The sequence below is a fragment of the Paraburkholderia diazotrophica genome (assembly GCF_038900755.1).
GTDB classification, from domain to species: Bacteria; Pseudomonadota; Gammaproteobacteria; order Burkholderiales; family Burkholderiaceae; genus Paraburkholderia; species Paraburkholderia diazotrophica_A.
Window position 1 is genome coordinate 1 of record NZ_JBBPEN010000002.1, and the last position, 20,488, is coordinate 20,488.

The 20,488-nt window shown below is 57.7% G+C and carries 12 protein-coding genes and 1 pseudogene; 7 read left to right on the forward strand and 6 right to left on the reverse strand.

What is annotated here, in order from left to right:
* The first annotated feature begins 265 nt into the window (after positions 1-265).
* Positions 266-472, forward strand: a complete 207-nt coding sequence (locus AABE10_RS05340; protein ID WP_342932276.1) for a hypothetical protein — start codon at positions 266-268, stop codon at positions 470-472.
* Between the two features lie 685 nt (positions 473-1,157).
* Positions 1,158-3,677 (forward strand): DEAD/DEAH box helicase, encoded by a 2,520-nt coding sequence (locus AABE10_RS05345; RefSeq protein WP_342932277.1) that lies wholly within the window; start codon positions 1,158-1,160, stop codon positions 3,675-3,677.
* A 421-nt stretch (positions 3,678-4,098) separates the two neighbouring features.
* Here AABE10_RS05345 and gcvA read toward each other — a convergent pair whose 3' ends face one another.
* A complete protein-coding gene (gene gcvA, locus AABE10_RS05350) occupies positions 4,099-5,004 on the reverse strand; it encodes a transcriptional regulator GcvA (RefSeq protein ID WP_342932278.1) in 906 nt (301 codons plus the stop codon).
* 130 nt (positions 5,005-5,134) lie between these two features.
* Here gcvA and AABE10_RS05355 point away from each other — a divergent pair, with 130 nt between their 5' ends.
* The gene (locus tag AABE10_RS05355; RefSeq protein WP_342932279.1) at positions 5,135-6,082 is read left to right on the forward strand and encodes a DMT family transporter; all 948 of its coding nucleotides are present in this window, start codon (positions 5,135-5,137) and stop codon (positions 6,080-6,082) included.
* A 300-nt stretch (positions 6,083-6,382) separates the two neighbouring features.
* Positions 6,383-6,814 (forward strand): hypothetical protein, encoded by a 432-nt coding sequence (locus AABE10_RS05360; RefSeq protein ID WP_342932280.1) that lies wholly within the window; start codon positions 6,383-6,385, stop codon positions 6,812-6,814.
* A gap of 127 nt (positions 6,815-6,941) precedes the next feature.
* Here the strand turns inward: AABE10_RS05360 and AABE10_RS05365 are convergent, their stop codons facing one another.
* Positions 6,942-9,596: an AAA family ATPase gene (locus AABE10_RS05365; RefSeq protein ID WP_342932281.1), complete on the reverse strand. Its 2,655-nt coding sequence runs from the start codon at positions 9,594-9,596 to the stop codon at positions 6,942-6,944.
* A 161-nt stretch (positions 9,597-9,757) separates the two neighbouring features.
* Between AABE10_RS05365 and AABE10_RS05370 the strand changes: the two genes are divergently transcribed.
* The gene (locus tag AABE10_RS05370) at positions 9,758-10,345 is read left to right on the forward strand and encodes a hypothetical protein (RefSeq protein ID WP_342932282.1); all 588 of its coding nucleotides are present in this window, start codon (positions 9,758-9,760) and stop codon (positions 10,343-10,345) included.
* A gap of 72 nt (positions 10,346-10,417) precedes the next feature.
* Here the strand turns inward: AABE10_RS05370 and AABE10_RS05375 are convergent, their stop codons facing one another.
* Positions 10,418-10,990 (reverse strand): hypothetical protein, encoded by a 573-nt coding sequence (locus tag AABE10_RS05375; RefSeq protein ID WP_342932283.1) that lies wholly within the window; start codon positions 10,988-10,990, stop codon positions 10,418-10,420.
* Positions 10,991-11,196: 206 nt separating this feature from the next.
* Between AABE10_RS05375 and AABE10_RS05380 the strand changes: the two genes are divergently transcribed.
* Positions 11,197-12,003, forward strand: coding sequence for a hypothetical protein (locus AABE10_RS05380; protein ID WP_342932284.1), 807 nt, complete (start codon positions 11,197-11,199; stop codon positions 12,001-12,003).
* A 111-nt stretch (positions 12,004-12,114) separates the two neighbouring features.
* Here AABE10_RS05380 and AABE10_RS05385 read toward each other — a convergent pair whose 3' ends face one another.
* On the reverse strand, positions 12,115-16,845 hold the full coding sequence (locus AABE10_RS05385; protein ID WP_342932285.1) for an ATP-binding protein: 4,731 nt from the start codon (positions 16,843-16,845) through the stop codon (positions 12,115-12,117).
* A 375-nt stretch (positions 16,846-17,220) separates the two neighbouring features.
* Between AABE10_RS05385 and AABE10_RS05390 the strand changes: the two genes are divergently transcribed.
* On the forward strand, positions 17,221-18,273 hold the full coding sequence (locus AABE10_RS05390; RefSeq protein WP_342932286.1) for a hypothetical protein: 1,053 nt from the start codon (positions 17,221-17,223) through the stop codon (positions 18,271-18,273).
* 223 nt (positions 18,274-18,496) lie between these two features.
* Here AABE10_RS05390 and AABE10_RS05395 read toward each other — a convergent pair whose 3' ends face one another.
* Both AABE10_RS05395 and AABE10_RS05400 read right to left on the reverse strand, forming a co-directional pair.
* Positions 18,497-18,727, reverse strand: a complete 231-nt coding sequence (locus AABE10_RS05395; RefSeq protein ID WP_084168629.1) for a helix-turn-helix domain-containing protein — start codon at positions 18,725-18,727, stop codon at positions 18,497-18,499.
* A gap of 646 nt (positions 18,728-19,373) precedes the next feature.
* A pseudogene (locus tag AABE10_RS05400) lies at positions 19,374-20,153 on the reverse strand (ATP-binding protein); the annotation flags it as partial.
* Positions 20,154-20,488 lie beyond the last annotated feature (335 nt).

Below are 20,488 nucleotides of genomic sequence, written 5' to 3' on the forward strand. Positions count from 1 at the left end.
CGGCCCGCCTTCGTTCTGACTCCAGGTCAGCATCAACAGGAAGGGGCCCGCGTGGGCCCCTTAATTGTTGACGGATTCGCTCAAGCTCCTGTCGTCATTTATGCGCGCTTTTAGACCGCCAACAACAGCGGGTAGTGTCACGTGCGTATTGATGATATCCGCAGTACAAAACCTGCTGAACAAGGTTGGCGATGCTAAACGGCGTTTGAGGGGGATATTCAAAAGATCCTGATTCCGACGTTGACTGTAGGCCGCGGTTTATTTGATGGCACAAATCACTGCTGTCGGCGGTGAAGTGATGGGCTTCAGCGGCTACCGGCGCAGCAACCAGGTCAAGATGCTGGATTCGCGGCTGAATCTGCGTAAGGCGCTTGGTGACGCCCACAACTCCCTTCCAACGTTGCGTGCCGTGATGAACGCCGCTGCTGGGTCTCGCAGAGCTGCCTTAGCTGCAAAAAGACATGGCGGGTAGGCGCGATGGTCGCGTGGAATCAGATGACAGATGGCGACGTGGCAGAAATAGACAAGATCGTTGCATCCATTAGGAGCAATCCTTCCGATCCCGAACTGGTATTCGTCGAGATGATCGATAAAGGCATCATCACACCAGTGCCACCGGCTCACGATCAACCTCGTTCATGGTCTAACCCCGGCCGACCTATATTGAAGCGCGAACGACGGTTAAATCTTAACCGGGGTCGTCAGATTCATGTTGCTCGGAGGGCCGAGAAGGGTCGTGTTATGCCTTTTGTATCGAACGCACGGCCGAGGCGATCGTCGCGCTCGATCGTCGGACTCTGGTCGGCCAGAAGCGGACGTCCAAGTGGCTACCGGTATTCTGCTCCCAACCAAGCCAACCTAGCCGGAGCATAAACCGTTTCGCGGAGAGTGTAATCTGTGCCGTTAGCCGGTGGTCGTAGAGGGTGATCGGAAAGGGTGGTGCAAGACGTTCCCGGCTGCGATGAAAGGCAGTCGTGCGACCGCCGCAACATGCGTCACGGTATCGATAGACGGGAACTAGTCGGAAGTCCAAATCGTCGGGGCGGGCGGGGGCGGAAAGCTAACGTCTTTCAAACAGATGCAGACGAAGATGAATTGCACCGCTAGAGACAAAGAATTAAACACAATCATCGCATGACATTTTAAAGTGACGGTACATGGTTAATTTCAAGAAACACCTCGCCGGCAAGGTCGCGACCAAGCCAGTCGATCCTGTGGCCCTTTATGGCACGCTCGATCGTGCGCATGATAAGGGTCCTTTGCGGCCCGCCCAGGAAGCGATCCTCACGGCCTGGCATCAGACTCAGGCCAAGACGCGCGACGTCATTGTCAAGCTCCACACCGGGCAGGGCAAGACTCTGGTCGGCCTGCTCATGCTGCAGTCGCGTCTGAACGCCGAGAAATCCCCGGTCGTCTATCTCTGCCCAGATCATTTTCTGATCAACCAAACCTGTGAACAGGCCAAACAGTTTGGCATCCGGACCTGCACCAGCGACGGCGATCTGCCCGAAGAATTCCTCAATGGCGATCGCATCCTGGTCACGTCTGCGAGCAAACTTTTCAATGGCATGACGAAATTCGGTTTGCATCGTCAGTCCATCCCGCTTGACACCGTCCTCATGGACGACGCACATGCCTGTGCCGACCGAATCCGCGAACAGTGTCGCATTCGCATCCCGAGGGACGAGCCCGCCTATGCGGGGCTTCTGGCGCTGTTCGGTACCGAACTTGAGCAGCAAGGGACCGGTACCTTTGCCGAGATCGAAAATGAAAAAAGGGACGCCTTTCTTCCGGTGCCCTATTGGAGCTGGCTCGCGCACGAGAGCGAGATCGCCTCCATCCTGGCCCAGAATTCTGATCGCCAGTCGATCAAATTCTCGTGGCCGCTGCTGAAGGACATGCTCAAGCATTGCCAGTGCATCGTCTCCGGTGCGGCGATCGAAATAGAGCCCTATGTCGCGCCGCTCGACGCCTTTGGCTCCTACGCCAAGGCAGCGCACCGCATCTTCATGTCCGCGACGGTGACCGACGATGCTTTTCTGGTGAAGGGTCTTCAGCTATCGCCCGAGACGATTTCGAACCCGCTGACGTATGCCAAGGAAACATGGTCCGGCGAGAAGATGATTCTTCTCCCCTCAGTTATCCATGAAGATCTCGACCGCGACCGCCTAGTTAAGTGGCTGGCGACGCCCGGGGACAAGCGGAAATTTGGCCGGGTCGGGCTGACACCTAGCGTGGCGCGCTCAAAAGACTGGGAATCTTATGGCGCGATCATCACCGACAAGACCAATGTCGGCGAGACTATCGACGGCCTCCGCAAGGGAGATTACGAGAAGACTGTCGTGCTCGTGAACCGTTATGACGGCATTGACCTGCCCGACTCGACCTGCCGCATCCTTATGTTCGATTCCAAGCCTTTCTCAGAAAGCCTGATCGATCTTTATGCTGAGCGAGTACGGCCCAACTCCAAGGCGACGCTCACTAAGGCGATGCGCACGATCGAACAGGGCATGGGACGCAGCGTCCGCGGTGAAAAGGACTACTCCGTCATCATCGTCGTAGGATCGGAGCTTGTGCGCACCCTTCGCGATGCGACCTCCCGCCAATATCTCTCGCCCCAGTTCGCTAAGCAGGTCGAGATTGGGATTGAGCTTGGGAAAATGGCGAAGCAGGAAATTTCCGATGGCGAGGCCCCGCTCGACGCGTTCAACGGACTAATCAGGCAGTGCCTGACCCGCGACGATGACTGGAAGACTTATTATGGCGAACAGATGGCGGATGTCGCACCGGCTGGTGCCAACAATGCCATCCTCAACATCTACGCGGCAGAACTCAAGGCCGAGAAGGCCTATATGGCGGGCGACTACGGCGCGGCGGCTGCAATCCTGCAGAGCCTGCTCGACAGTGGCAGCGTGGATGCCGATGACAAGGGCTGGTATCTGCAGGAGCGAGCCCGCTACTTCCACAGCTCGGCGCGGCTTGACTCCCAAGATCAGCAGAAAGCCGCGCACAAGAGCAACATGCTGCTCCTTAAGCCGCCAACCGGCGTGAAGGTTACCAAGCTGACGGTCCGCAGCCAAGGGCGGGTTGAGAGGGTCCAGAAATGGATCCGTAGCTTCGACAACTATGGCAATCTCGATGTCGCTGTCTCGGATATTTTGGGGCGGCTCGTGTTCGGCGTGAAGGCCGACAAGTTCGAGCATGCGCTCAACGAACTGGCCTTTGCACTCGGATTTGCCGGCGAGCGTCCCGATGCGGAATGGAAGGAGGGTCCCGACAACCTCTGGGCGCTTGATGACGACCATTACCTCCTCATCGAATGCAAAAGCGAAGTCGATGTCACCCGTGCCGAGGTCAACAAGCGCGAAGCTGAGCAGATGAACCGGTCCTGCGCCTGGTTCGACAAGCATTATCCTGGGTTCGACGCCAAGCGGATCATCATTCATCCGTCGGGCAAGATCCAGAGTGCTGCGGCGTTCACCCATGAGGTCGAGGGCATGCGCGAGAACGATCTCAAAAAGCTCGTGAAATCGTGCCGCGCTTTCTTCAAGTCCTTTGAGGGACTGAATTTCAAGGATCTTTCCGACGAGCATACGCAGAAATTGATCGATCTTCACAATCTGTCCGTGTCTGCGATTTTGTCCTCTTACTCGCAAAAGCTAAAGAATCTGAAATAGGAAAGCTAAACGGTTCCCCACCGATTCCAGGGACGATTGCCGAAATCGGTGGGACGCTACCGCGGTTTTTACACAATACAGGACGTTCTCAATCGTGAACGTCTCGCGTGTGTGTTTCGTTGGCACGATCAGAGAATCGGTCGCGCGGAACCAGTCAGATCGCCGCGACGCCGCTTCGATACCCCGGTACACGTCGAGCGCTGGTATTGCGAGACACAAAAGAAGCGAAAGGCAGAGCAGCGCGTAGCGACTTTGCGGGCTGTCGCTACGCGCTAGCCGCAACGACAGTGCCGTTGCCACGCCGATCAAGGCGCCCTTCCACGCGAAGTGAATGAGCGCCCATCCTAATGCCTGAACAGTAAGCGCTCGATTGAGCACACCACTATGGAATGGGCCGTTAAGTGCCAACGTTAACTGCTTGTCAAAAGTTCGCTAGGAATTCCCGTACTTCGTCGGCTAGCCAATCACGCAGGGCACGCACCTTTGGATGATCGCGATTCCCGTTTCGGTAGACGAGGTCGTAGCCACGCTCGGCTTTGAGTCGAATGTCGGGGAACGGTGCGACGAGACGTCCGGCCGCGATATCATCTGCTACCAACGCGCTGCGCCCGAGTACTATTCCTTCTCCACGAATTGCGGCCTCTATGGCCATGCTGCCATGGCTGTAGGCCGGCCCACGACCGCTGCGGACCGTGTCGCCATCCGCCAGCGCAAACCACCGTTCCCAGTTGGCCAGCATCCGGTCTTCGTGTAGCAACGTGCAAGCCGCAACGCTGGCCACCGTAGGCAGTCCGCCCATCTCGGCGCGATACGCCGGGCTGCACACCGGCGTGACGGTTTCTTCGAGAATACGCTCGGCGACGGCGCGCGGATAATGGCCGCTGCCATAGCGGATGGCTGCGTCGACCTGCCCATCGGTGAGATCGACATTGACGTCGGTCACGTCGAGGTGAACGTCGAATTCCGGGTGACGGGCCTTCAGTCGATGCAAACGAGGCGCTAGCCACCTGCTTGCGAACGAGACACTCGTGCTGATCGTCAGGCGCGACACACTTTTTTGGGCGCGAAGGCGTTCGGCCTCCCGCGTGAGTTCGCCCAGTACCCCGGTGACTGTGAGCAGCAATTCGGCTCCCTCGTCAGTCAGGACGATCCGGCGCGTCAGACGGCGAAACAGAATCACGCCGAGGTTGTCCTCCAGCGTCTTGATGTGCCGGCTTATAGCGCCATGAGTGACATGCAGTTCGTCAGCAGCCCGCGTCATGCTCGATAGACGTCCTGCCGCCTCGAAGGCGCGCAGCGTTTGTAGAGGGGGCAGTCGATCGAACATACAGGGGAGCCATACGTGAGTTTGACTCACGCATTATGTGACGATAAATGATTTGTCGGCAAGCCGGGGCGTTGTCATGATTCCGCATCAGGCGCCGGATTGGCGCCCCTCCGCGCCTTGCAGAAACACTATGTCCACCCAGAACGTAACCGATGTTCGTCCTTTTTCCGTCGCCGGTGGCCTTGCCAACGTCACCCGCGTTTCCATTCGCAGCGTTGCAGCATTGCTGTTGCTCGCGGTCATGTGGGGATTGTCGATTCCGGTGACCAAGCTGGGACTTCAGACGCTTCCGCCGTTGACGCTCACCGCGCTGCGGTTCGCCATTGCTGTGCCGTTGTTGCTAGCGTTTGCCGTGGGCCGACATCCGCTTCCCTGGCGTGCGCTACCACGCGTCGCGGCACTCGGTGTTTTAGGTATCGGCGTAGGACAGGTTGCGCAGACTTACGGCGTTTCAGGAACGTCGGCTTCCGTCGGCACGATCATCTCTGCCACCATCCCGGTGTTCATCGTGTTCTTCGCTGCGGTGCGCCTGAAACAGCATGTATCAACCACGCAGAAGTTTGGACTGGTAGCCGCATTCGCGGGCATCGCGCTGGTCGCGCTCGGACATGGACACGGCACGACGGCAATATCACAGACAACTGCGGGCGGTGCTACCTGCGTCCTTCTTTCCGCGCTCGCTATCGCGTTCTACTACGTCTGGAGCGTCGAACTCACTACCGCGTACGGAACTGCAACCGTGGCAGCCTGGAGTACGCTGTTCGGGTTCATTGCGCTGCTACCGTGGGCTTCCTGGGAGATGTTGCATGTTCCCATCCACTTCACCGCTCACGCCGTTGGAGCAGCGGTATATCTCGGCGTCGTCGTGACCGTTGCAGGGCTGTTTTTGTGGTTGAGTCTGCTGCGTATCGTCCCGGCCAGGGTCGCCGCTAGCGTTCAGTATCTTCAGCCGGTGGTCGGCATCGCTGCTGCTTCCACCATGTTTGGCGACAGGCTCGGTCCGTCATTCGTGGCCGGCGTCGCCCTGGTTCTGGCCGGCCTCGCACTTACGATGACTTCTCGCAGTAAGCGCACCTGACGAAGCCTCGTCACGCGACGCGCGCACCAACTGATCGCTTTGCGAAGTTGAATGGCAGGAGATCGATGAGGTCTGCGTCGGGTGGCCGACGCCGATCCGTACCGCGACAAACTCGCCATATAACTGCTGGTATTACGCGCGCCCGTGACAGGGGTAAGCGCACCCGGTTGCCGTGAGTCCTAGAATATGGTTCAAGGGGAGTGTTAGTCTTCTTCCAGCCCTTAAGGATGTAGATTCGGAGGCGCACTGTTCGGCTGGTATGTGAACCGAGTTGGGCGCCGAGTAACCGGGAGGGAGTCAATGGCCACTTTCGCAGCGGCGCACCGAGAGGCGATTAACTTTCGCGACGAACTATTGAGAAATCGCTGGCCGGACGACTGCCGTGTCGCCGGATCTGTCGAAGTTTCACCTTCTGCGGATGCAAGGGCACATTTGGCGCATGCCCGCGCCGCACGCTTGCTCTTGGGGGTTTGGTCTGAGGCTCAGCGCGGGTTCGTCTATCCGGATTTCCAATTTGACCGGTTCGGAAAGCTTCGTCCTGAGGTCTCTAAACTGCTGATGGCGCTGCCCGGTGAAGATGATCGTGGGGGATGGCGTCGAGCATTTTGGTTGTATTCGCCGCACGCGCTGTTAGACGGACTGCCACCGGCCGAGGTCTTTGTGAGCGACCCGCACCGGGTACTTAACGTGGCCGTGCGAGAATTTTCACCCGATTGTGATTCGTCATGGTGAGCGATATACAACTGATCTCGTGGCTGCATATGGTCGCTCATGACGGAGACCATAGGATGTCGTTCGAACGCCAGACTGATATGAGCCTCGGTAGTAAGTCACAAAAAAGCTGGAGTGCGGTTCGCTCTTACCCCGTTGATTGGGCGTTGGCAGTGAGGATCGAGGCAGGTGATGAGATGCCCGCTTTTCGCTTCTTGGCCGTATCTTTACTTCGCAGCTCGATCGTTGTTCGCCAAGTTTCCAGTGCTTCGATGTCCGCGAGGAGTTCGTCGGGCTCAGGGACAGCCACACCAGCGATCATGGCTTTGTCGTGCGCGTAGTTCGAACACTTAGTCATACCGGCATCGACCTGCGCATAGTCGCTATCTTCGACGGACACCTCCACGAGCCTTTGTGTCTCGACCCCCTTTCGGAATCGCATGATGACTTTGCGAAGCAAAACTTCCTCGACTGCCCGCTCCCATGCCATCCGGAGCCGAAAGTAAGCGTCCACGGTCAGTCGTCGATACTCTTGCTCATCACCGATCTTAAAAAGCTTCGCGATGGCTTGATGCTGATTGCGCAAAGCGCCGATACGCGCCGAAGCATTCTTGCCTTCGAACGGCAATTCAGGATCGGCGACACCAAATCCCTCAGGCCGATGAATCAGGCTTTGCGTCATTATCGGCACGTGGGCGCTGTCTGCTTCGTCGGCGAGCACGCCGAGAAAGTAAATGTCGTGCGTGAAAACGATGACCTGTCGTTTTCCTGATTCGGCGGCAAGTCGCCTTGCAACTAGCTCGCGCCGTCGATGATCGAGAGACGAAACAGGATCGTCGAAGACGACACCGCTTTTGTTGCCACTAAGCCCAACCTCAGCGAGGAACGAACCGATTGCTACGGCGCGCTGTTCACCTTCACTGAGAATATCTCCGGGGCTTCTGCTCTGTGGCAATTCAAGCTTCAACTTATGTAGCGCTTTTCCCCTATCGGAACGGCTCTGCAAAGACACGCGCAACGTCCCAACGCCAAGTTGTTTGAATTCCTGATTCAACGCGTCTGCCAACTCTTTCGAAACGACCTTCTCGGCCAGTTCAGAAGCTTTCAATGAAATGGCGTTTGTCTTGACGGAGGAAAGGCATCTGGTAAGCTTGGCTTGATGAATAAGGCGTTCGACCGCCGTCACAACAGCCCCCTTGACTTGGCTCAACTTGATTCGCACGTCCAGTTCGTCGAACTTCGTTTGCAACAAGGCGCGCGCTTTTTCATCGGAAGCTTTTTCGAGCGTCTCGGCTTCGGCGTTCAGATTATCAGCCAGCGCTTTGAGACGCGATGCTGGGTTGTCCAATTCAGCGTCCATGCTGGTCCAATCGTGGGACACCACGGCCGCTTTAATCGATTCATGCCGTGTAGCCAACAGCTTCTCGAACACTCGGGTGTCGGTGGCTAGCTGTTTATCGATGGATTCGATCTCGCCATAGGTCACGTCGTCCAGACTTAGGTTCACATTTTGTGCTGCGAAGGGCTTATATACTGCCCACAACGACGCGCGCCTCGTTTGAGCGTTTTTTTCAGCCTCTTGGTTAATGAATGCCTCGAAGCGGACAAGGCGCGTAGCCCCATCAGATAGCGGTTGCTGGCACAAGGGGCACGGCGAGTCGGAACCCAGCTCTGGAAAGGTTTTGTCAGGGTGAGATTCGAGCGCGAATTTTCTGGCGGCCTCAAACAACTCACGCCACCCTTCGCCTCCAGTGCCAGGCAGAAGCTTTTCTCCTTCTTTGAATTGCTTTGCGGCCAGCGCGGCAGCAGCCTGAGCCGTGCGGTAGTCATCCGCAAGCTTGCGCAGCGAGATAACAACAGACTCGTCCACCGACGCTCCTTTTGTGACCGCGTTATCCGAGATCGTGGCGACGCGGCGTGCCCGCAAGCGCAGCTGATTTGCTTTTTCCTTCGGATTGTTCTCTTTTAGACCTTTGTCTAGTGCGCCATGTTCGGCCAGTTCACTAGGCGTCAAGATGCCGAGCGCGTCAATTTGCGCAATCGTCGTCTTTGCGGACAATCCCGCAATCAACTTACCGACAGGCGTTTCCCCTCGGAGATGCGCAAACGCCGTAAGATCGACAGACGATTGCGCGTGCTCGGATTCGATCATTGCCTTTAGTTGCTTGCACACCTTCGCAAGGCTCTCGAAGACATCCAGCCCATAGGGGACGTACGAAAAATCGTCCTCACTATCAAGGTAGGCGCGCGCACATCGTGAATCGAAAATCGAGAGTGAAGAAAGCTCCGCCGGCGCTGTTGTGCCATTAATCCAATGAAAATTCTCCAATTTTCCGTCGATCGCAATTTCGAAATCCGCTTCAGCATTGCCAGTTGCCCCGGTTGCGAGATTGGCGTTCGGAAGAATAGGCTCCGCCTGATCCCTAGCTCGGCAAGCACGCTTGAGGACGCGAGAGTACCCGGACTTGCTCGAGCCATTATCGCCATAGATCACTGTCAGCCCGTTGGCTCCGAATGAGAGTCGATGGTTCTCAGCGATCGCATTCACCCGCTGCATGTTCTGAATCGCTCGGAGTTCGACGTGCACGGACGTCTTTATAGGCGCGGGAAGTTGGTCGGCGCTAAGCTTATTCGGGGTTCGGCCTTGGGGGTCGGGAATGCCATGTTCTATCTTGAGCAAAGCATAAAGATCGTTAAGATCCTCCGATGTGAGCGTCTGCTTCGCAAGCAGTCGTGCAACGGCGTCGCTTTGCCATGCAGGCAAGCCTTTCGCCCAAGTCAGCAGTTCCTGTAGCAGCAACATAGCGGTCCCTTTCGGTCATGACGGCGCGTCAATCGGTCAGTGCGGTAGAGCGTATTATCAATGCGATCAGAGGGCAATGCGATTCGACGACGCCCTTGCGACAGGAACGCTGAGAATCTAACCGGACCTATTCATTAAGCATAATCTGAGTTGAGGTGGTTATGAAGGATCGCGAGAAGATGGCGATTGCCTGTATTGGATGGGGATCCCTGATTTGGGATCAGCAGGGACTTCCTGTTACAGGGAAGTGGCATAGTGATGGACCGATGCTTCCGGTCGAATTCGCGAGGGAGTCTGAGGCCGGTCATCTCACTCTCGTGATTTGCCCGAATGTGAAACGGGTTCAAACATACTGGAGCATGCTTGACGTTGCTGATATGCAATCCGCGAAGGATCGGCTCGGAATCCGGGAATATTCCCAAGCGAAGGAGAAGTGGATCAGCGATAACATCGGCTTCATCGATCAACACACTGGCGAGAAGTATGGCGCTGAGGGGGACGCAATTGCCTCTTGGGCCAATCAACGTTCGCTTGATGGAGTTGTATGGACCAATCTGCCGTGCGGGTTCAGGCGCAATCGCAATGTGATGCCATCAGGTACAGACGTAATATCGCATCTGCGCGAACTTGATGAGGTAGGCCTAGAAAAGGCGGAGAAGTATGTTCGACAAGCGCCTTTGCAGATTGACACTGAATATCGGCGCTTCATCGAGAAAGAATTTGGTTGGCACCCTAGCTCGGTAATCTAGATGGAGCCAGAGACTTTGGCCGCGCCATGCGCCACCCCCGATTCCAGCGTGCGGCCTACACACAGACGAGAGTCAGAGACTTGGCTCGGTTTTCGGGTCAGCCGCAAGTGCCGAATCTCTGCGCGCCGCTTCCAGTACCCGTCGGCCCATTTCGATGCGATCGGACGCGGCAAGTGTAGCGATGTCGGGAAATGCAAGTTTGGCGCTTTCGAGTTTTGATTGTGCGACTGGCTCGTCTGTAATCTTCTCGGGGAAGACGGCAACAAACCACGCTTGAAAGACCTGCGCCTCTATAGGACCACCCTGCCGAAGTCGTATGTAATCCTCCACTGCCAGAAAAAGGATGGCGGCAACATTTGCCTCACGCAGTTCGACCGAACTATCAGGGTTCGGGTCTTGTTCAGCATGCTTGAAGAAGTTCCGACACGGCTCATTGATGTAGTACTTAAGCGTCTGTCCGGTTGGTAGATTTTCGCGCGCCTGCTTGGAGAAGCTTTCCACGCCCGCGCTCGTGCAGAGCACGTCGACAACCTCCCATGCATTCGATGCCAGCGAGTAGACGGAGACGCGATCGCCTCCGTCGAAGAAAAGGCGAATGGCCGTAATGAGTTGCCTCCGGGCGGCATCGATCTTCGTTACTCGCATGTTCGTCTATCCCTGTTCGCGCAGTTTGAGGAAAAGCTCGGCCATCGCCTGCCAGTAAGACCCGAATCATCTTGTGGCGTTCGGGAGGCCGTGCTGGTTCGCGCATCAAACATCCTCGGCCAACCCCGAAACGACCAGTCTTGCTAGCGCGCAACGCGGAAAATCAGCTACATTCCACCTACCGTATTAGCTCGCAACCGCTCGCGATGAATATCAAGGTGTTGGACTGGAGGAAACGTCGGAATTGGCTGGCCAGCGTTCGCCACTATGCAGGCCACGTGCTCACCACCGAACTGCGGCAGTATCTCTCGCAAGAACGGCCGAAATGCTGGTCAGACGACTTTTCGTGGCTTCCTGATTCAGGGTACATTCTGCCCGAGTTTGTAAGTAGCCTGACCCGCTACTACACGCACTTCAAGGGCTTTCATGGCTGCCGTCCGCTAACACTGTCAAGCTACTATGAGCGCGGTTTGCTTGGTCAGAACAGCGATCTTCTGTGCAGCGTATTCCGCGAGCTTTTTTACGATGTGCCGAAGGAGCACGTGGAAAAGATAATCCAACAGTTCGGCGACCGCGGCAACCGGGAGCGTGGTGCAATATGGCTCGTCGGAAGCGACCAATATCTAGTTGACGAATGCGGGCATTACCTCATCCAAGGTAGTGAGTATCTGATGGCGCTTGCGGCACACCTAGGCTCTTCCCCGGGCGGGGAGGACTATCGCTTCCGACTTCGTGGCCAAGGCGTCCCGACGGTCCTGGAAATCGATGTGCCGATCGGGCTGGTGCCTGCGGAGCAGCACGTTGAAGTAGCGAAGATGATCCTATCTGAGTGGGGACAACTCGCCGCTCGGCGTCCTTTGCCGTTTGGGAAAGAGCCCCCCTGCTATGTCGTGCGCCAAGACATCCCTCCTGAATGCGTCCGCGGACATTGTCATCCCGAGCGGATCGTCGATCCCCATCGAGGGCACCGACTCTACGTCAACCGTCTGCTGACCTGCGACGTGTGCGGCTGATGGCGACCCTAAGTGGCGCGTGAATCATTAAGGGCGTATCGGCCGCGTTGCGCTGAAAGTCTGCAGACGTGACGGCGCGAGTCAGGCCGGTGGCTGATGTCCTCTTGCGACCTAGCGCCAGATTTCGGCAAGCCGGAAAGTCAGGGACTGGGCCGCCGGCCAGCCGGCACTGACGAATAGGTTGAGGCACGCCATGAGTTCGTCCAGTCGCGTATCGTCGCTGAAGACGGCCCGGTAGTCGGCGAGATATTTCTCAACAATGCGAACAATCACGTCGGCGCCCATCGATTCAAACGCATAGCCGAATCTGGAGGACGCCATGACCGACTTGACGATCAATCGAAATACGCCGGCCGGGTCGGCCGGGATGAAGTGTTCTAGAGCCTGGATCAGATAATAAGCCGTGTGTACGACACCGCATTCGGCCAGGCGATCGAGCACCGGCATAAGCTCACGGTAGAGTCGCCTGCGGCGTGCCAACTCCTCCTGCGTGCAGTCCGTGTTGTCGTTGCCGCCGCTCGCAAAATAAGTCCTCATCGCCATGTCGTCGAGGACGCTGTTCAGCGCTTGCACTCGGGAAACCAGCGCCGGCGGCCACTCATGCGATCCGGCGAGATCATACTCGGCGTGGATTTTTTCGATGGCATCAGAGACGGCATTGGCGGTGTCCCGGTAGAACGCGATCGTCTTGGCGCGCTGGCGATCTTGATCCGAGCCGGTGTCGTCGCCGATGGTCAGTTTGTCGGAGTACCGAGCGACCCAGGCATGCAAGTTCTCGGCGTGCAGTGACGGGTCTGCAAGTTGCTCTTTGTAAAATTCGTCGGCTTCGGTATTTGAGAATACGAAGTGAATATCCATGATGTGCGAAGCCGCGGATACGCAGACCTGCCCGATTCCCGGACCCTGTTGCCCCTTGTACCGATCGAGGACGTGTTTTGCGATCCGAATGGCACGCGGAACGTCGAGATACGCGACCTGTGCCAGGGATTGAATGGCGGAATCGATCACCTGACGTGTGTACTCGTGCTCCACCACGTGCTCGATCTCGGCCCATACCCACGCCGGATCGCTGTCTCGAAGCACGTGGAGGTTCTGCACAATCTGGAGACGAACGTCGCAGACGGGATCATGCGCGAGTTCATGGATGGCAGCCAGGACGTCAGGATCGAGCGGATTCTGAGGCCGGGCGAGCGCCATGAGTCCTCCTGCTGCCCCGTTGCGCGCCGATGGGCCACCCCAGCTCGCGTGGTCGTGGAAGCGCTCTTCATGCTCCTGGGAAAACGAAGGGGACGTTGACCCCTTCGCGAACAGAAAGATTCTCTTCAGGCGGTCCCGAACGTCAGCCTCTTCGATTACTTCATAGTGCGTGATTGCCACTCGGTGCGCAGCTTCTGCTGCCCTGCCCGTGGCATGTTCGTAGAGCGTTGGATCAATCTGTCCTTGTGAAAGCGCGACGAGACGATCCACCAGCGGATCAATGAGATCTAACCGTCGACGGACTTCATCAAGGCTCAGGCTGGTGTCCCACGTGTTCGGCAGTGCTTCGACGGGGCGCATGAGTTCCCGGATGGCGACGCTGTGTTCGTCCGTAACATTGACGCCCATTTCCTTCAGGTAGGCGTCCGTGTCGTACGGCCTGCTGCTGAATTCAAGCTGCATGGCCGGACGATTCTCGGGTACCTCTGCGTTTGCGGCGAGCTGGTCCTGAAAGGACTGCATCTCCGGCGTCACGCAGTCGGCGGCGGAGAGACATCCGGCTAGGATTTGCTGACTACGAATGCTTCCTGGTCCGGACAGGTCGAGGATAGCCCCTTCGATGGGAGCTTTTTGTTCGGCGGTCAGCGTCGAAAAGACGGCTGTGAGGTAGTTGCCAACTTGAAAACGTGTTTCGAGCGACGCTAGGACCGGTTGGGCGCTCGCCAGGGGTAGAACGGCCGCGCCAAACATAGCAGGGTGTTTCGCCGCCGCTGCTAGCAGGGTGGACCAGAGGACTGCATTCCCCACTTCGTCGGCTACCGTTTCGACAACCAGTGCGAACACTTCTTGCGAGTCATCGCGGGCCGACAGACGCTCCAGGAACTCATTGAATTTGTTGAGGAGGACAGGAGCGTCTCGATAATGCTGGACACCGTGCCCGTTCCACCCATAGCTTCGATCATGGACATAGTGTGCTGGTCGTTCGCCGATGTAGAACTCTTCTACTTCGTTCGGACTCTCGGGGTCGGTTTCATGGCGACGAATGTAACCGTCGAGGCCGCGCGCGACGGCCTTCGTTCCTTCAGCGGGATGCTCGTCGAGCAACCGCGGGGCAGCTTCTGCAAGCATCCACCACGCCATTTCATAATCCTGGCGTCGCGTGGATGACATGCCCATGATGGCGCTGCTTGAAATGCTGGTTTTCGCATCGCCTGACGGCTCTTCGTATTCAAATATCGAAGCGTACAGGTCGATTACAAAGTCGAGATCGTGGGCCGCGTACGATCGGATGTGGCGGGTGATCCAGTCCAGTTCCTCATAGCCGAATTGGCGAAGGTGTTCAGGTTCCAGCGCACGTCTCAGAAGCCTGATCGTAGCCTGCGGGTCGGACGCCACGGTGTTGGCGACGCCGTTGATCGCGGAGATGACGAACTGCTCGATACGCGGGTCGTGATTCCAGGCAAAGCCGAGCAAGCGACGCGCGGCTGCGCCGGCATGGATCAACTCTTGGGCGGTCAGATCACCTGGCTTTTCGATGCCTGCCTGAACGAGAATTCGAACCGTATTCATGGCAGTGTCGGTTCCGATCTGCGATAGCGTCTCAGCAAGCGCCATCCAGGGGCCGGCGTCAGGCCCGATCAACGGAGCGCCTGCCTTGACGCGAGCAAGTAGTGCGCCGGTCAAGTGCTGAAGGATCAGCTCGGCGGCACCTTGCAGGCTGGAGCCTGGCGTCAGGGCATCAAGAAGCGGCTGCAAATCCGCTAAAGTTTCCACTTGCTCTGCGACCACGATAGGACCGACGAGCTGACCAACGGGCGACACCTGGGGCTCCCGCGCGACTGCGAAGGCGAGATTCCAGAAGCGGCGTCGGCCGGATTGCCTTTCGCTCCACACCTCGCTGAACGTCAGCGAAAGACTGGGCCTGAGCATCAAGGCGAGCGCGGGCTCTCTGATCAACCTGCCGATCAGGTCCGCTGCATCCCGTCCGCGGCGAAAGACGAGGCGCGCCACGGCGTAGTCAAACAGGATATGGTGCGAGAAAAGGAGCGTGTCCTCGTTTTGGCCGTGCTCGTCCTCAGCGCGCAGTATGTCGAACTGTTCAAGCTCGACGATCGCCGCTGGGTCGGCCTGCGCTAGCACGTCAACGCGAGATGCCTGGAGGGATTTGGACGCCAGCATCCGTTCAACAACCGCGCGAAGGGCGAGTTCGCGACGATCGTGATTTCCGTCGGAACGGCGGATGCGGTGGTTCCAGTAGGTGTCAAGCAGTTCAGACTGGGTCGTGATATCTGCAAGGTCGCTTGTCACGATGCCATCTTCGACCAGTTCGGCGAGAAGTCTAAGGTTGAAAATGTTGCATAGCAAGCAGCGTAATGGCGCCGAGGCGCCGTCATAAAGACTCTTCAGTTCTGGTGAAAACGCAGCGATCTGGGCAAGCTCTTGCTCGGTCAGACGCGCCACCAGAATGTGCCGTACGTTTGGAAATCCCGGGTCTGCGTGATCGGGAGTTGGTGGGCGGCCTCTAAAAAGGCGAGCCCACTCGGCCCCCTGGCGCAGGTCATAGCTTCGGACCGAGGCAACGACATTCCACCTGCCTCCGGCTTGCCTTATAACATCCTCGATCGTCACGCGCAGCACGGTTTGGGTTTCGGACTTCCGGGCTGCATCCAGAGCGTCGACAATCAGGAGACCGTGCTGTGCGCCAGGCCAGTTCGCGAGGACTTCCCCCAGGTCGTGTGAAATGCCGAGCTCTGCGCGTAGCGCCGCAAGGCCGTCCACCGTCAATATGTCGACAGGGATAAAAATGACGTCACGACCCGTGGCCCTCTCGGTCTCGGCAAGACGATAGGCGAAACCGGTTTTGCCAGCGCCCGGTTCGCCGACGAGCAACACGGAGTTTTGACGTGCAGCCTCGACGGTGTTCGGCCAGACTGCCCGTTCAATGATCGACGCGGGGTTTCCTTCGATGAGGCGGGTGAAACGGACAGCTGTGGTCAGGCGGCGGGCCGTCCATGCACGGAGGGCAGCGATGTCGGCGCGGTAGTCGGGTGCAGCCTGAAGATTGATTCCGGCTTGAGAGAGCGTACTGAGTAGTGTCGAGGTGTCCGCGCCCGATTGATCGGAACGCAGGCGCGCACAGTGAGTGACCAGATGCGAGAAGGCCGCCTCGGCTTGATCTGGGTCCGTGAGTAGCTGGGAACGCAGGTCGTCCATCGCCGAGAGCCGGTCGCGCTCACCTGGCTCTACGTCGATGAACTGGAGGTGAATCAAACGAAGTAGCGCGCCGATCGCGGGCGGTGTTGGCGCCAATCCATAGGCTACCACCCATGAGCGTCGAACGTGGGTCTCCACAACGCCAGCCACTTCGCGCTCCTCCTCGTTGAGCGCGATGTCCGAAAGCAAGGCCTTATCAGGTTGATCTCGAAGTCCTCGAAGAAGCCGCGTCAGCGCGCCTCTGATCTTGGCCGGCGCGGTGCTCCTGGTCGCGAGGACAAGCCGGTCGCGCGCAGGATCAAGGGGGCGTCCGAGAACCGCGTCGGACAGGTGTTCGGCTGCCGCCTTCTGCTGTCGGACAAACTGGTCCAAGGCCTTCGCCAGTGGCGATGTTTCGCCAGTGGTCAGTCCGACAGTACGCTTCACCTGCACGAGGACAACGCCATCGTCGCTCGTCCGGCAGTTTATGTCGTCGACGTCTTCTCCGCTCTGGGAGCGCAAGATAAGCAGACGGGTGTTCGGAGGTAGGTCAAATAGTGGGTGTGCGAGACGGCCGAGCAGAATGCGAACGCAATACCAAGCGGCAACCAGGGTTTCATAACCTCCGCCTGCCGCCTCTGCTCTACCCCCGGCTGATCCGCTCCTCGATGCCATACCTTGGTCCTTAAATATGTTCCGAATCGTAGCTTCGCCGCAGTTTTATATCCTAAGGTGGGGTGCGTTGCATAGTCATGCTTGCCGAAGCAAGCGCGTGGGGCCTATCCTCCGGATGCTGATTCCCGACGTCAGAGTGCGCTGAAGGTAACGATGAAACCCCCATTCAAAAAGACAATAATTGGTGCAGTGACGGAGTCGCCCGAAGCAGGTTTACCTGGTCCGTCGAAGTCCTCCGTCGTAACCGCGCCCTTCAAGCAAAAAATCAACAAAAGCGGGCCATTTAAGCTTTCGAAAGTGACGGACGAGTACCCGTACTTCTCACATCTCTTGAACCGGATCGTTCAACAATCGATTCGCGAGCTTCCGGACTTCTCCGACGACAGCAAGCTCGCCGTCATGTCCGACTTCGGTGGCGAACATTCGAGCGCGCGGTTTTATACTTACTCCTTTCTTTTCCTCGCGTACAACAAGGTCGGGCCATTCGAAGATAAGGTACGGGAACTACGAAAGAAGTACGGCTTGCTTGAACACTACAGTGAGTTCGCATATAAGAAGCTCGCGTCAGGTGCCAAGGCACGGGCCCTCCAAGAGTATCTGCGGTTGATCGATACTTTCATCCACGGCGCGATAATTACCATCGCGATCGACAAGCGGATCGAAACCCTATTCGGCGCGCAAAAGAAACAAGCTCATCCGATCATGGTTAAGCATCTGCAAGAGGAAGGCCTCGGCGAATGGCATGGTCTGGGGGCGGAGAAGGTTTTTCGCGTAGCCAATATCATCGCGACATTTGCGTCGTTGCTGACGCACGAAAATCAAAGGCTGCTCTGGTACAGCGATAAAGACCTGATCAACGAGGATGGCAAGAAGCGGGACTTCACGCATACGCAGAAGATACTAATGCGCGTGCTTGACATGTACTTGTCACATAGGCTGGACGTCGTTGGGTTTGCGAAATCCTTCGACAAGAAAGGCCACTTGGACGATCTGCTGAGCGTGCCAGATTTGGCTGCAGGCGTTGTACAGGATTTGTTGATGCAGAACGAGACCGGTGAAGATATTCCGGGTGGTGTCGAAAAAGCGATGGTTATGCGATGGATTGCGACGCCGGCGAAATACCTATCGAAGGTAACCGTCCAAATAAAACGGACAGCCGATGGCGAAATCGGTTTCGGGAGCGTCGATATGGTCGTCAAGCGATGACGCTCTCCCGAAAGCGTGCTGACCGTGCACGGAGTACATCTCAATTCGACGTCCCAGCCTCCGACCCGATAACAAACAGTTCCTTGGCTGCGTTGTCCTCCGTTTGGGGGAAATCTGCCGCGCGGACGGCCATGGAACATTGCGGCACACGACCGCTGCAGGCTGAACCCATACGGGCACGCTGATAAAGGTCGTAGCCCATTGGGTCCACCGGCCCAGCCCGTTAGAAAAGGTCCGCTATCCTCACATCGAGCGCGTGCGCCAGCTTTTCGATATTGTCGATTGAGATGTTTCGTGCGCCACGCTCGACGTGTGCGAGGAAGGATCTGTCTAAGGCGCAGCGAGCAGCAAGCTCTTCTTGTGACCAACCGCGCTCGGCGCGAAGGCGGCGCAAGCTGGACGCGAGTTGCTGTCTGGCGGAGATCGATGGTGAACTGGGCGCGGAAACCGACATCCGCGCAATGTTGGGTTTTGGGTGCTTTTCCGTCAGTAGCTTTTAAGTCACAATCGTCAACCTCTTCAGTATTACGACGACTTGGTTGAACGATATGTTTCTTACGCATGAGGATTGGCGGATACAAGACGCCTGCGCCGATCGACTGGCAAGACCCTTCCATCCCTGGAACTGCACGACCGCGACAAGTGCTGAGCCGATATTTCTGATAGCGTTATCGTTGAACCTCTCTTCAGAGGAATATCGATTTGCTTTTGTGGCGGGGGTAGAGAAGTTCTTGGAACTTGCCACTGCGCCGGGCAGTCGCGTGGAATCCGTAAGCCACCTGTCTCTGTTTGGCCATGGCGGAACGCCCCGTCTGGAACAGTTGGTTGAACTTCGTCGGATAACGCCTCGTTGGTTACCGGCCCAGCACCGGTACATGCGCGTAGATGGGCAATGGGATGCGCTTGAGCCTTGGCCGGTGGACGAAATCCTTCCGTTTGACAAGCAAACTGTTGTCTTTAGCTTGCTGAACGAGGCTCGTTACTGAGCTAGCGCCGTGGAAGTTATCCACAGGTTTGGTAGACGACCTCCCCCGGCACCCCCTCCGATCGAAGAGAAATATTTCGAAAGACAGACAAACTGCACCACACCTAAGACGGAACTCATCGAGGAACAGCACTCCCAGATGCGCGAGGGTGATTTCGCCAGGTTGCGGCGGATTGCGTCCACCGACCAGCGCCGCCGCGCTCGACGAATGGTGCGGCGCGCGAAACGGCCGCTGACGCCACTGCGCGGGCGTGAACCCGGCGGCGCTGGCGGACAGCAACGCAGCGGACGTGAGCGCTTCGTCGTCGGTCATCGGCGGCAAGAGGCTCGGCAGGCGCGCGGCGAGCATCGATTTGCCCGCGCCGGGCGGACCGATCATCAGCATGTGATGCCCGCCCGCCGCCGCCACTTCGAGCGCGCGACGGGCGCCGCGCTGGCCGATGACGTCGGCCATGTCGGCGGGCGTTGCGGCTGTGTCGCTGAGTAGTGTGGGCGCCGCGACGGGCGACAGGCGCGCATCGGCTTCACCAGCGAGGTGCGCGCAGAGCGACGGCAAATCTGCCGCGCCATAGACAGCCACGCCGGGCACGAGCGCCGCTTCTTTCGCGCTGGCGAGCGGTAGATACAACTCGGGCGACCGCTCATCCTCACGCCCGGATAGCGCTTCCGAAGAAGCATCCGCCGACGACAGATGACCACGCGCCGTGCCGCAAGCCATCGCGAACGCGCCGCGCATCGGCCGAAGCGCGCCCGTCAGCGACAATTCGCCGGCAAACTCCCGATGCGCGAGCGATTCGGCGGGAATCTGCCCGCTCGCCGCCAGGATGCCGAGCGCGATCGGCAGATCGAAACGTCCGGATTCCTTCGGAAGATCAGCGGGCGCGAGATTGACGGTAGAGGTCAATGCCCCCTGGACTAATGAACTAGGTAGACCTATGCTTCAAATACAACCCTCTTAAGGAAGCTCCTAGCTAGAGCGTGATGAGTAATAAGCCCCTTATGGACGAGCTCGTTGTCACTGTTCGTTGGAAATCATTCGGCAGAGAGTGGTTGAACGAGATTCGGCTCGACGTCAAGGGATTGAAGATCAGGCCGTACTCTTGGATATATGAAGCGCTTACATGCATCAAAGATTCGGCGAAAAATGGCCCGCTGCACGGTGACCTCCGAAAATTCTTTGACATCTTGCCGGCGTGTTGTGCGGACCCCGCGGTTCGCAAATACATAACG